This window comes from Brevundimonas variabilis, from assembly GCF_014199945.1.
Lineage (GTDB): Bacteria > Pseudomonadota > Alphaproteobacteria > Caulobacterales > Caulobacteraceae > Brevundimonas > Brevundimonas variabilis.
In genome coordinates this window covers 456,918-473,820 of sequence record NZ_JACHOR010000003.1, presented here as the reverse complement: position 1 = coordinate 473,820, position 16,903 = coordinate 456,918, and the positions used below count along the sequence as shown (strand labels likewise).

Genomic DNA, 16,903 nt, shown 5'->3' with positions numbered 1-16,903 from the left:
CTTCGCTTGCCCGGCCCCTCTACAAGGCAGTCTCGATCGAGTCTGGAGGGTTGCCCATGTCCTGTTTCATCCGCCGCATGGCGGTTTCGGCGCTTGCGCTGGGGCTGATTGCGGGCCCTGTGCTCGCCCAGGATGCGGCCGCGATCCGCACGGCTGAGCAACTGCGGGACAAGGCCCTCTCGGGCTCGATCGCCTATCCGCTGGTGTCCGAGCTGACGACGCGGTTTGGACCCCGCCTCGCCGGCACGGCTTCGGAACAGGCGGCGGCCGCCTGGGGGGCGGAGACCTTCCGTCGCCTGGGCTTCGACAACGTGAAGGTCGAGACGTTTCCGCTGGCGGTCTGGAACCGGGGGATCAATTCGGTCCAGATCGTCGGCCCGTTTGCCCAGCCCCTGACCGCCGTTGCCCTTGGCGGGAGCTCGGCGACACCAGCTGACGGGATCGAGGCCGAGGCGGTCGTGTTCGAGACCTATCAATCCCTGCTGGATGCCCCGGAAGGCTCGCTTACCGGCAAGATCGCGGTCGTCCTTCAGGACACGGTCCAGGCGCAGGACGGGCGCGGCTATGGCGCGACCTCGCCCATTCGCGGGCTTGGCCCGACCGAGGCAGCCAGGCGAGGTGCCGTTGGCTATGTCCTGCGTTCGCTGGGCACTCATGACCACCGCTTTGCCCATGCGGGTGCAACGCGCGTCGGTGAGGGGACCATTCCGGCCTTTGCCATTTCGCCACCTGATGCGGACCAGCTGCGCCGGATCGCGGCCCTCGACGACACCCCGGTCCGGCTGCGCCTGTTCTCCACGGCCAGCTTCACCATGGACGGAAGGTCCCAGAACGTCGTCGGCGAAATCCGCGGCCGTGAAAAGCCGGATGAGGTCATCGTCATCGGTGGTCACCTGGACAGCTGGGACCTCGGGACCGGAGCCATCGACGACGGCGCAGGGGTGGCCATCACGGCCGCGGCCCTCAAGCTGATCGAGGACCTGCCGCGCAATCCACGCCGGACGATCCGCGTCGTCTGGTGGGGGGCCGAGGAAGTCAGCCAGCCACCGCCCGCGCAAGGACTGGCCGGAGCCCGATTCTATGCCGACAGCCGTCGCGACGAGATGGCCAACCATGTCGCGATCAGCGAAAGCGATTTCGGGGCCGAACGCATCTATAGTCTGGCCCTGCCAGCCAGTGCCGCCAACAGCGACCTTCAGAAGGCAGCCATGCGGGTGCTGACCCCGATCGGCGTGCTGTTCGATCCGGCCCCGGCGACGGGCGGCGGTCCCGACACAGGGCCGACGGTGGCCATGGGCGTGCCTGCCTTCCGCCTGAACCAGGATGGCAGCGACTATTTCGACACCCACCACACGGTTGATGACGTGCTGGACCGGATCGATCCAAAGGCCATGGATCAGAACGTGGCCGCCTGGGCGTCCTTCCTTTGGCTGCTTGCCGAGAGTGACGTGGAGTTGCGGCCCACTCCCGGCTCTTGACGCTCCGGTCGTTTTTCTCGCACAACGACATCATTCAGGTTGCAGGGAGTGTCTCGCGCGACTGAAGGAGGAATGAGCGATGTCGGAACAGAACCTGCACGGCCAGCCCGCGTCGACTGTCAATGTTTACGCGGTACCCGCGGCGGGCAATGGATTGGCAACGGCTTCACTGGTTCTGGGCATCCTCGCCATGGTGACGGTGTGGATCCCCTTGTTCGGTATGATCGCCTGGATTCTCGCACCCCTGGGTCTGGTCTTCGGACTGGTCGCGCTCGGCAAGCCCAATGGGCGGGGCGTGGCGATCGCGGGATCGGTCTGTTCGGCCCTCGGGCTGATCGGGTGCTTTGCCTGGGTCGCCCTGATCGGCCTCAGCGCCACGGTCGCCTAGGTCGCGGCCACCGGAGCGACCGTCAGAGTCACGAGGCACCTTTATGAGTCGTCGCGTCGCTGCTAGGCGTCCTGGCAGGCGAGCGTGGCGAAACTGGTAGACGCAACGGACTTAAAAGCGTGTTTTACGGCCTACCACCGTATGTTTACGTTGCAAAAACCGCTACTTAGGGCCCGCCGACCGAGTTACACATGTCTTACACACCCCACTTCGGGAAGTGCAGACATGGCGGAACAGAAACACACGCTTATGGACGGCAAGGTCCATGTCTACCGTCGGGAGAACAGCTCTCGCTGGCAGTGCGCCGTCTACCTGGACGGCTACAATTATCGGTCAACCACCGGGCACACCAACTTGGCGATGGCGTTCGAGTTTGCCACCGACTGGTACTTGGAGCGCCGGGTCGACGCGCGCCTCCGCCTCCGCGAAGAGTTCCCGACTGCCGGATCCGTGGCTCGTTTCACTGGGTCTGGCGCGAAAAGGCGAGGGGCGACAGCTCCCACCTTCCGCGACGCCGCCAAGGCGTTCGTTGCGGAATACGAGGTCATTACACTGGGCGAACGGAACGCCTCCTATGTGAAGCAGAAACCCCGGCAACTGAACCTGCACTTGCTGCCGTACTTCGGAGACAAGCCTGTGACCGAGGTCACCGCCGGCCTGATCCAGGACTACCGGGTTCACCGGATGACCTCCCGGTCAGACGGAGAGGGCAACGTGAAGCGGCCTTCGCGGAGCACGATGCACAGCGAGATCGTCACGCTGCGCCAGGTGCTGAAAACCGCGAACCGCAAGGGCTGGATCACCGGCCTTCCCGACATGTCGGCACCCTACAAGACCTCCGGCAAGATCAGCCACCGCGCCTGGTTTTCCCCGGATGAGTACCGGACGCTCTACGAGGCGACGCGCGCGCGCGCCAAGAAGCCGAAGAAGGAGCGATGGAGGGGCGAGAGCGAGAAGTTCCACGACTACGTGCTCTTCATGGCCAACACCGGCCTGCGACCCGACGAGGCCTCGCGCCTGGAGTTTCGCGACGTCACCGTCGTCGAGGACGAGGACATGAATGAGCGGATCCTTGAGATCGAGGTCCGGGGCAAGCGCGGCGTTGGCTACTGCAAGAGCATGGCAGGAGCCGTCTTGCCGTTCGAACGCCTTCGGGCGCGAGCGAATCCGAAGCCGACGGACCTGATTTTCGGGCCGGTACAGCGAGAGCTGATGAACGCGATCTTGGACGAACTGGGGCTCAAGAAGGACCGAGAGGGTAATCCGCGGACCGCTTATAGCCTGCGCCATACCTACATCAGTATGCGATTGATGGAGGGAGCCGACATCTATCAGGTGGCGAAAAACTGCCGGACCAGCGTCGAGATGATTGAGAAATACTATGCCTCCCACATCAAGAACACGCTTGACGCCTCGGCGATCAACGTCCGGAAACAGAAACCGAAGAAGACGTCAGACTAACCGCTAGACCAGATCGAGCAGTCCCAAGCGGATTAGCTCCTCATCGAGCTCCGAACCAGTTTTGACCTGGAAAGTGTAGACCGGCGACGTCGTCGGTGTCTCAGCCATCTTGTAGTACGGCGCGCCCGACGAGGTGATCGCGGAAAAGAGGATTGCTCGACCAGTTTCTGGGTCCCGCTCGATAACGAGGCTTGGATCCCGCACAAACATCACCTTTGTCTGGCCATTCCGATGCGGCGTGACATCGACCAGATTGCCGTCCAGGTCCTCCCAAACGCTATGAAACTCTGCTTGAGCAAAGCTTGGGTATTGCCAGATGGCCCATCCGTGTACCCGCCTTCCCCCGGGGGACATCGCTAGGTGCTTGGCGTTCATATGACAAGCGGCACCATGGTACCCGGCCCCGACATCGGCGAAGTCGAGAAATAAGGCGTCCTGCGGATTCGGCAGCCTGCCGAGGACTCGTCGGACTTCAGCCGAGTGCGGTACAGCCGGGGTGGTTGGACCCTTTGCGATTTTTTTGGCCGCCATCTTCTCGTTCAATGGCTTCATGAATCGCGTCTGGCCTTACCTGTTGAAATGACAGCGTCCCTTGGCCGCGTCGCGTAGGCTGTTATAGACTCGCGCAGCATGCGGGCGTGGCGAAACTGGTAGACGCAACGGACTTAAGCTGAGGATTGAGTGCGCCGGGGGAAATCCCGGACGTAGAACCGCTCAAAGTCGGGGAACCCTGTAGAATGGCGATCCCGAGCCAAGCCCGCCGCCAGGCGGGAAGGTGTAGAGACTAGACGGGCGGCGTCTAAGGCCTTCGGGCTATGACGAAGGGATAGTCCAGACCACGAACGCCCAACCTGGGTGGCGGCGAAAGTCGAAGTGGTATGAAAATCCGTCGGGCATTGCCCATGCCGGTTCGACCCCGGCCGCCCGCACCAACTCTACGAGCCGACCTGCCGGGAAGCCCGCTTTCAGTCTGAAGCATCCCCAGATGACATCGGCAGACGCTCTCCCGAAAGTCGCCGGTCGCTTGTCTTTGACGAGCCCGCCGTTCTGCGGATGGCCCGCCAGCGAGGACGCGAGGGCTGGATCGGCAATCTGCTCGGACGCAAGAAGCCGAAGGTCGCCGCCGTGGCCTTGGCCAACAAGACCGCCCGCATCGCTTGGACCCTGATGGCGCGACAGGAGGATTACGGGCCCTGACGGCATAGAGATCGGCCCGGTCTCCACCAAGGACCGACGCCGTTGACCAAGAGTGATGAGACGTGTTGACGAACCGGCCGCAGCCGAGGACGGAGAAACCTAGGGGTCAGAGCGCTTTGAGCGCGTGGGGGTGCTTCGGGAGCCGGTCCGCAGACTTCATCAAGGCCAGCAGCGCACACAGCTGCATCAACAGGCCGAACACATGACTGCACTCGACCGAGCGCCAACGTCGTTTCCACTCTTGCGTCTTGGAGGTCGTCCACACATGAGGTCCCTGATGAAGACACTCCAGAACAGCTGTTCAGGTGGAGGTCGTCCACACCATCACGTCACCCCCCTCGCCACCCTCCTTTGGGCTTGCCTACTTACTATCGCGTTGGTTAGCGCCAGCGATGCGTTCGTTCATGGACACGTTCGGAGTGGCTGATCACTAGAACGTCGAACGCAAGTCCTAGGGCGACAAAGCCTCGGTAGCACCGTTCCAAACGGACAGGTACGCTCAGGTTCCAAAGCTCAGCGATGGTACTCCAATCCGAAGGTCTGCCCGCGACACCGCATCAGCGCCGGAGATGAGGTCGGCATGGAGTCTGGCCATCGCCGAGAGATCCTCCGGATGGACCTTGTCCATGGTGTCGGCCTCGGTGTGGTACCAGAACGAGGGCTGCAGGATCATGACCGCCGGTGTCCCCAGTCGAGCGTGAACGTAATAGTCGGCCGTCCAGAAGGTCTGGACCGGTCGCAGGACCGGTACGCCGTGAGCCGCGACGCCGGCCTCGACCAGACGCAATAAGTCCGGGTTCTGGTTCGGGACGAACATTACATTGGGACCGGCCCGCTCTTGCAGACCCCCGCGACCGTCGGGCTCGCGCGATCCGACGTGTTCCAGGTTCACGATCAGCGCGCAGCGGCCGATCAGGTCCGGGTGGGCCGCGATGATATGCTTCTGACCACTGGACGGACCGTTGTGATGACCGCCGGTGGCGACGAAGACCAGGGTCCGCTCCGGAAGGGGGCGTGAGGCGAAATGTCGGGCCAGACCGAGGAGCAGGCTCACGCCGCTGGCATTGTCGGTCGCGCCCTCCCAACGGCTGTCGGTGTGGGCTGTGACCAGCGTCACCTCGTCGGATCTGCCGGGCACGACGCCCATGATGTTCTGCGACCGGCCGGGCGGCGTGAGGCGCCCCTCAACCCTGATCGTGGCTTTCAAACATGCCTTCCCAGGCGCCTGATCGATCAGCGTGCTCAGGGTGAGTGCGTCGGCCCCGGAGATGGTGATCCAAGGGGTCCTTGTGACCCGGAACCGGATCGGGCCGGGCTGGACCGCATAGCGCGTCTGTGGATCTCCGGGCTGGCGAATGGCTAGGATCAGGCCAGCGATTCCCTCCCGTTCGAGGTCCGGCACAAGAGCGCGGGCGGGATGATCGTAGGCGATGCCTTCGACCCGGCTGTGGACGAGAACGATCTTGCCGCTAAGGTCTCGTCTAGCCCGCGCCGCAGCGGAGCCGTCGCCGATGTCGATGATCTCTGCAGTCGTGCCTTCCGGCGGCGTCACCGGGGACTGATCGGGCGTGAAGGCCGAAGGCATCGACACCGTCCCCCGCCCGGTGTCGATGTCCAGAGAAACGCCGTCCAGCATCCATTCCGGGTCAGGCAAGTCGTACGGATCCTGCCTGACCTGGGAGAGTCCGGCCTCGCGAAAGCGTCGCTCCAGCCAGGAAGCGGTCAGTCCATCGTAGATCGTTCCGGGAACCCGGCCGTAGTCCAGCAATCCATCCGCCTTCGCCCGGCGCGACACCGCTGTCACCGCGGTCAGATCGGCCATCAGCGACGCAGGAGAAAGCGGGCCGGTAACGTCTTGCACGATGCGGGCGGGAAACAGGGAGACGGCTGTCAGGGACGCCGCGAACTGGCGTCTGGATTGCCGGTTCATCGCGATCAGTCGAGATTCAGCCGACACAGGGCGGCGCCGATGGCGTCCAGCGGGCGTCGGTCCCGTCCCTCGATTTCCGTCGGCGTGGGCGCGAAGACGAACCAGTTGTCTCGATCGCGATCATAGGGCGTCCAGCCTGCGCACAGCGGGGCGTCCGTTGGGCGTCCGGTCAGGGCCAGGCTGGTGAAACAGGCGTTGACGCCGGACGCATAGACCTGGTCCGCCGCCGACACGGGCGGCAATCCCGCGGCCTCGCGCGAGGTGTCGAAGACATAGGGAATCTCGGCGGCGTGGGCGACGCCAGTGACCTCGCCCCGTCGACCTTCGGCGACATAGTCGAACCAGTAGAGCCACACCGGCGCCCGGCGGCTGTGGGCGATGGCGACGGCTCGGGCAGGATAGGCGAAGACCACGTCGCCATAGAGCCTGCGTGCATACAGGGCGTCGTCCCCGTTGATCGCCGGGCCATAGGCGTCGAGCAGGGCGGGGAGCCGACCCCCGAACTGTGTGATGACCGCGTCTGGCTGCATCCCGTAGGACTGCATCAGGCTGGCTTCGTTGCTGTTGACGCCGATGATCAGCGGCACCGCCGCCGCCCGCCCGCCACGGATGGCGACGAGCGGCGCTTCGGGCAGGGCGGCGCCCCCGACGGCCGGACCGAATCCTGGAACGGCGGGGCGGACGCCGTCCTGCGTGAACCGGTCGGCGGGAAGAGCGCGCAGGGCCTCGGCGGTCGCGGCGTCTCCGGTCAGGTCCAGGGCCTGAACGGTGGCGCGGCCCTCGCGGGTCACTGCGGCGACGTCCCGGGGCAGCCGCAGGCCGCCGCCGGACTGGACGGCTGCCTTGGCGAACAGACCGCGCGCGTCGGGGGAGGCGAGCAGGTTCAGAACCGCCGCCCCGCCCGCACTTTCGCCGAAGACGGTGACGTCGGTAGGATCACCCCCGAACGCGCCGATGTTCTGCTGGACCCAGCGAAGCGCGGCGATCTGGTCCAGCAGGCCATAGTTGACGAGATTGCCGCCGCTCTCGGCCAGGGCTGGATGAGCGAAGAAGCCCAGATGGCCGACGCGGTAGTTGATTGTCACCAGGACCACGCCCCGACGCGCGAACGGCGTGCCGTCGTAGTAGACGTCCGATCCCGATCCGAAGCTGTTCGCGCCGCCGTGGATCCAGACCATGACCGGCGCGCCGTCAGCGTCGGCGGGTTTCCAGATGTTCAGGCTGAGGCAGTCCTCGCTCTGCGCGCGCGCACGCAGGGCCGGAGAGGACACACCGACGCGCTGGGTGCAGATCGGGCCGAACGCCGAGGCGTCCCGGTCCCCCTGCCAGGGCAGGGCGGGCTCGGGAGCTCTCCAGCGATTGTTCCCGCCCGTGTCGGCGGCAAATGGCAGTCCCCGGAAGACTTCGATGCTTCCGATGCGCTCGCCGAGGGCGAACCCCTGGGCGACCTCGGCTCTGGGTCGATCCTCTTGGGAGAATGCGGGCGTAGTGACGAGGCTCAGGGCCGCGACGGCGGACAGGATCAAGGCGCGCATCGCATCACACTCCCACAGGATCGGCCGGGGCGCGGCCGTAGTGACGGCCGGCCACCCAGTAGGCCCCGGCGGCCAGGACGTTGACCATGAAGATACCCGCCAGGGCGACGCCGAGCGACCGGATCCCGAGCGTCGGCGTAAGGGCGTCGCTTATGATCCCGACCAGCAGGGGGCCTAGGCCCAGGCCGATCAGGTTCTGGATGAAGATCATCAAGGCGGCCGCGCTGGCGCGCTCCGCAGGATCGGCGACGCTCTGGATCAGGGCATAGCTGGACGGCTGGTAGAGGGCGTTCAGGAAGACCGCGAGGGTTGCACCCGCGATGGCCCAGTTGAGGTCCCCGGTCAGGAAGGCTCCGGCTCCGACGAACGCCGCGACGAAGACCGTCACCGCCGGCCACCAGGCCAGCCACCGCCGGTCGACCCGGGCCAGTCGATCCCCGATCAGGCCGCCGCCGATGCTGCCCAGAACACCGGCGATGGCCGCCAGGCCGCCCAGCACCAGACCGGCCCTCGCCAGACCCATCTCATGAAAGCGGATGAACCAGGCGATGCCCCAGGCCCCGACCGCATAGGTCACCATCAGATGCAGGGCAGACGCTCCGACGCACCAGGTGAACGGCTTGCTGGACAAGAGGCGCCGATAGGTCGCCCAGGCGCTGCCGGTCTTGACCGCCACCCGCCGAGGCGGCTCGGGCACGGTCAGCATCACCAGCACCGCGACCAGTAAGCCCGGCACGCCCAGCGCCACGAAGGCCATGCGCCAGCCGTAGTGCTCGGACACATAGCCACCGGCGACCGTCGCCAGCAGGGCCCCGGCCGAAATGCCCGTGACCAGCACCGCGAAGGCCGAGGCCCGACGCTTTTCCGACACCCGGTCGGCGATCATGGAGTGGGTCGTGGGGGCATAGCCGGCCTCGCCGGCGGCGACCCCCGCGCGGGCGAGGGCCAGCCACCAGAAGCCGGTTACCAGCCCGCAGAGCATGGTCATGCCGCTCCAGAAGGCGAGGCATGCAGCCAGAATGTTGCGCCGGTTGAATCGGTCCGCCAGACGCGCGATCGGCAGGCCCAGAGGCGGATAGACCAGGGCGAAAGCCGTTCCGCCCAAAAGGCCGATCAGAGTGTCGGACAGGCCGAACTCACGCTTGATCGGCTCGGCGACGATGCCGATGATCTGGCGGTCGGCCATGTTCAGGGTCGAAACCAGGAACATGAGGAACAGGAACCAGACGACGGACGCCGCGCTGCCCGGCCGTTCGTTCGTCTCGCTCATGACCGCGGGGTCTCCGATGTCGGATGCGAACCTGGCTGCGTCATCGGTGAACTCCCTCGCCCCAGACCATGCCCGGGTGTCATCGTTGGCGACAGGATGATCTCAGTTGTAGATTATTTACAAGTGTGATCCCGGCGATCTTGACAGTTGTCGATAATCGACAAAGCATCTGCGCCATATGAAGCGCGGTTCGCGTGCTCAGGGGAGGATGAAATGCGTCACCAAATGAAGGGCGTCTGCGCTGCGGCCTTGTTGTCCGCGATGCCCGTCGTGGCGGAGGCCCAGAGCGCGGCGGCGCCGCAGCCTGGCCAGTCGACCGCCGTCGATGATGTCGTGGTGACCGCCCGACGTCGGGAGGAACGGCTGTCCGATGTGCCGGTGGCTGCATCGGTCCTGACCGACCAGATACTGTCGGATCGCGGCGGCGTGTCGTCGGCGCTTGAGCTTCTGTCAGGCCAGGCGGGCGTTCGCTTCTTCAACACCTCTTCGCCGGTGAACTCGGAAATTTCCATCCGCGCCTCGCCGACGGCGCGAGCCACCAGCGCTGACCCCAGCGTCGGCCTGTATCGTGACGGAGCCTACATCGGGGGCGGGGCCGTTGGTGGTCGCAGCTACAACCGCAACGATCTGTTCGATATCGGCCGGGTCGAGATCCTGCGGGGTACTCAGGGCGCGCTCTACGGTCGGAACGCCGTGGGCGGAGCCATCAACATCATCGCCCAGGAGCCCGTGTTCGCGGACACCGGTTTCATCGACTTCAAGTATGGGGCTGAAAACGAGAGCCCGCAGCTCCAGGCCGTGGCCAACTTCGTGGTCAATGACAACATCGCCGTGCGGGCCGGCGTGGACTACATCGACCAGCAGGGCGGCTTCTTCTACAATCCCCAGAACGACGTCTATTTCGACCGCCAGAACTCGATCGGCGTGCGGGGACAGTTCCGCTACCGCGACGACACGAACGACCTCACCTTCCTGGCGGAACGTCTCGAAGGCGACATTCCCGCCATCACCTATCGCGTCGTGATCGCGCCACAGCCCTCGTTCCCGCGCGGCGTCGCCCACCCCGAGTACGAATACCCCTGGGGCCTGCCGCCCTCAGCGACGCTGACTTTCAACGCCGCGACCCTGCGCTACAAGCGCGAGCTCGGCTGGGCGACCCTGTCGTCCACGACGGCCTGGCGTGAACGGATTTCATTCTACCAGTTCGATGCAGACGGCACCAACGTAGCGACCCTGGCCGCCGATCGGGCAGCGGGTCTGGTGACCATTCCGATCGACGCCGGGTCCGATGCCCTGGTCGGCGACAACAGCACCATCTTCAACCAGGATGTGCATCTGGCGGGATCGGGCGCCGAAGACCGTCTGACCTGGCTGCTGGGCGCCGAACTCTACAAGCTGGACAGTAGCAGCTATAACACCACCCTGCGCACCCCGACGCCGGCCAATGCATCTCAGGGAACGCGCTCTCCGGTCCAACTCGAATACAGGTCGTGGGCTGTCTATGGATCGGTCGGCTACGACCTGACCGAGGCGTTCAACCTCTCAGCCGAGGGTCGCTACACATCGGATGAGAAGTCCATCGAGGCCCGCCGCTTCGACGCCCGCAGTGGCGTGGCGATCGGGGGGAACCAGTTCTCGTTTGACGCGGAGACGTCACCGGACAACGTCTCCTACAACCTGATCGCGTCATACGACGTGACCGACGGACTTCTGGCCTATGCCAAGATCGGCTCCAGCTACCGGTCCGGTGGCTTCAACGCCAACCTCGGCGTACCGCAACAGCCGATCCAGGTCGTTCCCTCATACGAAGACGAGACCTCGGACGCGATCGAGCTGGGTCTGAAGGGGAGTCTGGGGCCCAACGTCACCTTCGGTCTGGCGGCCTACCGGAACCAGACCGAGAACCTGATCGTCCAGACCGACAACGGCTGCTTCATCGGCCTGGCGGTGTGCTCGCTGAACGCGGTGTCGTTCCTGACCAATGCGGGCGAGGCGGAAAGCACCGGTGTCGAGCTGGAGACCAACAGCCGGTTCGACTTCGCGGGCGGCACCCTGCGTCTGGGCGTCAACGTCTCGGCACAGGACGGCGAGATCACGGCGGGCGTCTATAACGGCCAGCCGCTGGCGCAGGTGCCGGACTGGATCTATGGCGCGGACCTCAACTGGACCCGGCCGCTGGCGGGCGACAGTCAGCTGCGCGTCAACCTGAACTACAACGGCCAGACGGGTGGTCTCCAGGAACTGGTGCGGCCCGGGTCGGTCACGCCGAACTACGCGCTGCCGGACATCGACATCCTGAACGCACGGGTCGCGCTTCAGGTGGGGGACATCGAGTATGCGGTGTTCGGCACGAACGTCACCGACAGCAAGTTCACCATCTTCGCCTCCCCGACGACCCAGCGTCTGAACCAGCCTCGCAACTACGGCTTCCAGGTCCGATATCGGTGGTGACGTCGCTCGACGGCCTTTGGCCCGGCCCGGCGTAATGAGCGGCCATACGCCTGCGCCTGCCCGGACCGGAACCGTCGGTGCCTTCGGTCGGGCGGAGGAAGCGCTGCTGCGCTTCTGCCGCCTCGGCGACAAGCGGACGGGCGGCTCGGGCGACGCGGCGGTCGGTGCATGGATCGAGGAGGATCTGTCGCGGCTGGGCTTTCGCGTGGCGAGGGAGACTTTCACGACCACCTGGTCGCAGGAGAGCACCGCCTCGCTCGCCTGGGCCGGTGGCGCGGTCCCTCTAGTCGGCCATCCGGCCTCACCGGCAGGAAAGGTCGTCGGCCCGATGGTGCGGCAGGCGGCCGAGGCGATGGCCCCGGGGTCGGCGGGTGCAATCGCGGTGCTCGACCTGCCCCACGCTCGCTGGTCATCGGCCCGGGACAGCCGCATTCAGGACTGTGTGCGATCCGCAGCCGATCGAGGGGCTGAGGCTGTGGTTCTGGTGACCCACGGCCCCAGCGGCCTTGCGGTTCCGCTGAACACCGGCCTTGTCGGCGACGATTTCACGGTTCCGGTCGCGGTTCTTTCGCCGCGCGAGGCGGTGAGCCTGCCGACGAAGGATGGCGCCGAGGCGACGTTTCACGTCGTGCGCGACGACGCGCCACGAGAGGTCTTCAATGTCGTGGGCCGCCTGGACCGCGGCGCGGGCCGGACCCTGATCCTGTCCACCCCCCGCTCGGGGTGGTCGATCTGCGCTGGAGAGCGAGGGTCCGGCCTGGCTGCGTGGCTGCTGCTCGTCGAAGAGGTGGCGCGCAGCGTTGCGGGTGTGGACATACTGGCCATCAGCACCACGGCCCATGAACTGGGCTATGCCGGGATGGGTGTGCATCTTTCAGGGGAGCCCACGCCGGTCGATCGAGCGGCGCTGTGGGTGCACATCGGAGCCAATGCCGCGACCCGGGACTGGCGTGAGGTTCCCGGTGGTCTGACCCCTCTCCCAAGCGCCGACCCGCAACGCTTTCTGGCCGTGTCTGCGTCCCTGCTTCCGGCCGCCCGGGCCGCGTTCGCCGGGTCTCCGGGTCTGGAGGTCCCCCATGACGTCTACCAGGGCGCGGGTGGCGAACTGGGCGATATCGCCGCGGCGGGTTACGGGCCGGTGGTCGGCGTCTTCGGCGCGCACCGGTTCCACCACACCGAGGCCGACGACCTTTCGTGCGTTTCGCCGGACCTCAGCGTCGACCTGGCCGACAGGATGCTGCAACTGATCCGGTCGGCCCTGTCACGCGCCGACTAGCCAGGGAGAGGCCGATGCTTGCGGGCCTGATGCAGCAGACCCCGCTGATGATCAGCGACATCCTGGTTCACGCGGCGCGGGGTCATGCCGACCGGGAAATCGTGTCGCGCCTGGTCGAGGAGCCGGTCTGGCGCTACGATCACGGGGGCCTGGCGAGCCGCGCAGCAAAGGCGGCGAATGCGTTGACCGCTCTGGGCGTCGCACCGGGAGACCGGGTCACGTCGCTGGCCTGGAACACCCATCGACACCTGGAACTGTTCTTCGCCGTGCCCGGCCTGGGAGCGGTCCTGCACACGGCCAACCCTCGACTGTCGGACGACCAGCTGGCCTTCACGATCACCCATGCGGGCAGTCGGGTGCTGCTCTATGACCGGTCATTCGCGGCGCTGGTGGATCGTCTGCGCGAGCGGCTGCCAACGATCGAGCGGTTTGTCATGCTGGCGGACGCGGAACGGACATCGGCGGGCGACGTCGGTGCCGAAAGCTATGAAACTCTGTTGGAGGAGTCCGATCCGGGCATCGTATGGCCGCGCTTCGACGAGAATGCGGGGGCCTTCCTCTGCTACACCTCGGGCACGACGGGCGACCCCAAGGGCGTTCTGTACAGTCACCGCTCTGTGGTTCTCCACGCCCTGGCGGCCGGTCTGGACGGTGCGCTCGGCTTCACCGCCTTCGACTGCATCATGCCGTGCCAGTCGCTCTATCACGCCACGGCCTGGGGCCTGCCGTTCGTGGCTCTGATCAATGGCTGCAAGATCGTTCTGCCCTGCGATCGGTTCGATGGGGCCAGCCTGCATGCGCTGATCCAGGACGAGGGCGTGACCTTCTCGGGCGGAGTCCCGACCATCTGGACCATGTACCTGGCCCATCTGAAAGCCACGGGCGGAACCACGGGGTCGCTGAAGCGGCTGGTGATCGGCGGGTCGGCCGTGCCGCGCGTCATGGCGGAGACCTTCGAGCGGACCTATGGCGTCACGGTGCGCCAGATCTGGGGGATGACCGAGACCAGCCCGCTGGGCGCGATCTCGACGCCGACGCCGCGCCTGGTGCAGCGGGGTCAGGACTCCTGCGACGAGGTCATCTGGACGCGCCAGGGCCGCGCGCCCTTCGGCATCGAGATGAGGATCGTCGACGAGGCCGGCGAACCGTGCCCGCACGATGGGGAGACCTCTGGGACGCTCGAGGTCCGGGGGCCGTGGGTTCTGGAACGCTACTACCGGGCGGACGCCAGCGCCGTCGATTTGGACGGATGGTTCGACACCGGCGACATCGCCACGATCGACGCCGACGGCTTCATGCGGATCACCGACCGGACCAAGGACGTCATCAAGTCAGGCGGCGAATGGATCAGCTCCATCGACATCGAGAACGCGGCCGCCGGGTGCCCGGGCGTGAGGATCGCCGCAGTCGTGGGCGTGTTTCATCCCAAGTGGGAGGAGCGGCCAATCCTGGTCATCGAGACGCATGCGGATGCGGCTCTGACCGAGCAGGCCGTGCGGGACCACCTGCGGCCGTTGATCGTCGGCTGGTGGATGCCCGATGAGGTAGTCTTCGACACCGTGCCCCTGACGGCCACCGGCAAGATCAACAAGATGGCCTTGCGCGACCGCTATCGCGACCGCCTCGCCCACTGACGAAGCGGTCGCGGCCGGATCAGAACTTGCCGGTCAGCGATACCAGCCAGGTCCGTGGTCGGCTGGCGCGGATAGCCGTCGCCGAGGTGCGTTGCGGATTGTAGAACTCATCGGTCAGGTTCTGGATATCCAAGGACACGCGCAAGCGCGCGGTTTCCGCCCCGATGGTCAGGTTGTGCAGATGCAGGTCATCGAGCCTTCGGTTCGTGGGCTGGTCCTGCCAGCCGCGCCAGGCCCCAGTGAAGGTGTGATTCACAAAGACCTTCATATCCCCAGAGCCGACAGGCGTCTGATAGGTTGTGCTCAAACTGGCCTGATAGGGACGCACATAGGGAATCTCGAACCCGTTCAGGGTACCGCTTACGAACTCGGCCTGGCTCCAACTGGCGGCGCCGTCGAAGGTGAGGGTGGCGCCGGTATCACCCAGGTTCAGCACCAGGGTGGTGTCCAGTTCGATGCCGAACTGTTCCGCCTCGCCGCCGTTCCGGGCGAAGTTGATGAAGGTCGCCCCGACCGGGACGCGGTCGGTCAGCAGGATGTCGTTGGTGTCGGCGCGGTAGGCGGTCAGGTCCAGCCGCAGACGGCGATCGAACAGTTCAGTCTTGACCCCCGCTTCATAGGACACCGTGGTTTCCGCCTCGTACGAGATCGAGAAGCGCTGCGGCGTGACCCCGTCAGGGATCGGGTTGAAGCCGCCGGCGCGGTAGGCCGTGGCCACTCGGGCGTAGGCGCTCGTTCTGGGCGCCAACTTGTAGGTCACGGAGGCGGACGGCGACAGATTGTCGAAGGTCTCGGAGAAATCGCCCGTGATGATCGTCGGGACGTTGGTCGCGGAGAAAATCGTCGACCGTTGCTCGGCGTTCTTTTTGTCGATGCTGTAGCGGATGTCGCCCGACAGGGTCAGGTCTGACGAGAGGTCATAGTCGACACTGCCGAAGACGGCATAGGCATCGTCCTCGGAAATCACAGCCACGGTGTTGTTCGACGCCGCAACAGGCGCCGGGAGCCCCAGGCTCTGTTCATAGTAGTCGTCGACCGACCGGAGATATTCCGCGCCGACCAGCCATCTGAATCGCCCCGCGCCGGAAGAGGCGAGGTGGGCCGACTGCCCGAAGCGATAGAAGTCATCGGTCGCGTCGCGGCGGTAGTTTACGAACAGGGGAGACGTGATGTTCAGGAAGCCGTCAAGATCGTCGACCGTCGAGCCGTCGCGCGCGACGTAGTAGGTATTGGTGCTGAACCGACCAAACGACAGGTCTGTGTTCGTCTCCAGGATGGTCGAGAACTGGCTCTGCTCGAAGCGGCTGTCCAGGTTGTCGTTGGCGACGTAGGGGGCGGATGTGACGGCTGGGTTGTAGTTGCCGACGGCGAAGCTGGGTCCGTCCTCGCTGAAGACATCTGCGGTCAGGATGGCCTCGAAATTCGTTCCCGGACGATAGCTCAGAACACCCCGGACACCCTCGAAGCTTTCGCGATCCTGAAAACGGCCGTCGAAGGTGTTGGTGAAGGCGCCCTCGCTCTGGTCGATATAGATGCCGCTGACGCGCAGGCCGACCGCCTCGTTGATGGGAAGATTGACGACCCCCTCGACCTCATATCGCTCAAAGCGTCCATAACGAGCCGTGAGCTTTCCGCCAGGATCATCGGTCGGCGTCGCGCTGATGACGTTGATGGCGCCGCCGACTGCGTTGCGCCCGAACAGTCCCCCCTGCGGCCCGCGGAACACCTCGATGCGCTCGGCGTCGAACAGGTCGAGCCGGTTGAAATTGCGACCGCCGACGTTGCCCCCGATCGTGTAGGCTCCATTGCGGTACAGGCCAGAGGCGACTTCGGAGTTGATGACGCGGCCCGAGCCCTGTCCCCGGATGATGACCTCGCTGCTGAACGTCGTGCCCAGATAGGCGGTCACGGCGCCAGGCGTCCTGCGCAACAGGTCGGGCAGATTGTCGATGTGCTCACGTTCCAGGCGTTCGGCGTCGAAGGTGGTGGCCGCGGCCGGAACATCCAGCAGCCGCTCCGGGCGCTTTCGCCCCGTGACGATGATTTCCTCAAGGTCGGCGGCGGGCTCTGCAGCGGATTGCCCGCTTTGGGCCTGAGCGGCGTCGGGCGACAAGCCGCAGGAAAGGCTCGCGACGGCGACGCCGGCCAGCCAGATTCGCCTTGTGCGATATCCAGTCATTCGAAGATCTCCCCCTTGCGACCTGTGTCGATCGCTCCCCCACGGATCGTTGGATCGTCCGAGGATTTGCAGTAATGTTTACAATTCGCGTTATGTCAATAATC

At 65.5% G+C, this 16,903-nt stretch carries 12 protein-coding genes; 7 read left to right on the top strand and 5 right to left on the bottom strand.

Annotated elements, in window-relative coordinates:
- Positions 1 to 56: 56 nt before the first annotated feature.
- From GGR13_RS10970 to GGR13_RS10960, 3 genes are all read left to right on the top strand, one after another.
- A complete protein-coding gene (locus GGR13_RS10970; protein ID WP_246347798.1) occupies positions 57 to 1,478 on the top strand; it encodes a M20/M25/M40 family metallo-hydrolase in 1,422 nt (473 codons plus the stop codon).
- 79 nt (positions 1,479 to 1,557) lie between these two features.
- Positions 1,558 to 1,866 carry a hypothetical protein gene (locus GGR13_RS10965; protein ID WP_183213559.1) on the top strand — a complete coding sequence of 103 codons (309 nt, stop codon included), beginning with the start codon at positions 1,558 to 1,560 and terminating at the stop codon, positions 1,864 to 1,866.
- A 249-nt stretch (positions 1,867 to 2,115) separates the two neighbouring features.
- The gene (locus GGR13_RS10960; RefSeq protein WP_246347797.1) at positions 2,116 to 3,327 is read left to right on the top strand and encodes a tyrosine-type recombinase/integrase; all 1,212 of its coding nucleotides are present in this window, start codon (positions 2,116 to 2,118) and stop codon (positions 3,325 to 3,327) included.
- 3 nt (positions 3,328 to 3,330) lie between these two features.
- Here GGR13_RS10960 and GGR13_RS10955 read toward each other — a convergent pair whose 3' ends face one another.
- Positions 3,331 to 3,879, bottom strand: coding sequence for a hypothetical protein (locus GGR13_RS10955; RefSeq protein ID WP_183213557.1), 549 nt, complete (start codon positions 3,877 to 3,879; stop codon positions 3,331 to 3,333).
- A gap of 501 nt (positions 3,880 to 4,380) precedes the next feature.
- Between GGR13_RS10955 and GGR13_RS10950 the strand changes: the two genes are divergently transcribed.
- Positions 4,381 to 4,524, top strand: coding sequence for a hypothetical protein (locus tag GGR13_RS10950; RefSeq protein WP_425486086.1), 144 nt, complete (start codon positions 4,381 to 4,383; stop codon positions 4,522 to 4,524).
- 499 nt (positions 4,525 to 5,023) lie between these two features.
- On the opposite strand, the gene GGR13_RS10945 is transcribed toward GGR13_RS10950, so the two are convergent.
- The 3 genes from GGR13_RS10945 to GGR13_RS10935 are packed head-to-tail and all read right to left on the bottom strand — an operon-like array spanning position 5,024 to position 9,259.
- Positions 5,024 to 6,454, bottom strand: coding sequence for a M28 family metallopeptidase (locus tag GGR13_RS10945; protein WP_183213556.1), 1,431 nt, complete (start codon positions 6,452 to 6,454; stop codon positions 5,024 to 5,026).
- Positions 6,455 to 6,459: 5 nt separating this feature from the next.
- A complete protein-coding gene (locus GGR13_RS10940; RefSeq protein WP_183213555.1) occupies positions 6,460 to 7,989 on the bottom strand; it encodes a carboxylesterase/lipase family protein in 1,530 nt (509 codons plus the stop codon).
- A gap of 4 nt (positions 7,990 to 7,993) precedes the next feature.
- Positions 7,994 to 9,259: a spinster family MFS transporter gene (locus tag GGR13_RS10935; RefSeq protein WP_183213554.1), complete on the bottom strand. Its 1,266-nt coding sequence runs from the start codon at positions 9,257 to 9,259 to the stop codon at positions 7,994 to 7,996.
- Between the two features lie 213 nt (positions 9,260 to 9,472).
- On the opposite strand from GGR13_RS10935, the gene GGR13_RS10930 reads away from it, so the two are divergent.
- From GGR13_RS10930 to GGR13_RS10920, 3 genes are read left to right on the top strand one after another with little or no spacing between them, the layout of a single operon-like run.
- Positions 9,473 to 11,710 carry a TonB-dependent receptor gene (locus GGR13_RS10930; RefSeq protein ID WP_183213553.1) on the top strand — a complete coding sequence of 746 codons (2,238 nt, stop codon included), beginning with the start codon at positions 9,473 to 9,475 and terminating at the stop codon, positions 11,708 to 11,710.
- 34 nt (positions 11,711 to 11,744) lie between these two features.
- Positions 11,745 to 12,986, top strand: a complete 1,242-nt coding sequence (locus GGR13_RS10925; protein WP_183213552.1) for a hypothetical protein — start codon at positions 11,745 to 11,747, stop codon at positions 12,984 to 12,986.
- Between the two features lie 14 nt (positions 12,987 to 13,000).
- Positions 13,001 to 14,620 (top strand): long-chain fatty acid--CoA ligase, encoded by a 1,620-nt coding sequence (locus GGR13_RS10920; protein WP_221230616.1) that lies wholly within the window; start codon positions 13,001 to 13,003, stop codon positions 14,618 to 14,620.
- Between the two features lie 19 nt (positions 14,621 to 14,639).
- Here the strand turns inward: GGR13_RS10920 and GGR13_RS10915 are convergent, their stop codons facing one another.
- On the bottom strand, positions 14,640 to 16,799 hold the full coding sequence (locus tag GGR13_RS10915) for a TonB-dependent receptor (RefSeq protein ID WP_183213551.1): 2,160 nt from the start codon (positions 16,797 to 16,799) through the stop codon (positions 14,640 to 14,642).
- Between the last annotated feature and the right edge of the window lie 104 nt (positions 16,800 to 16,903).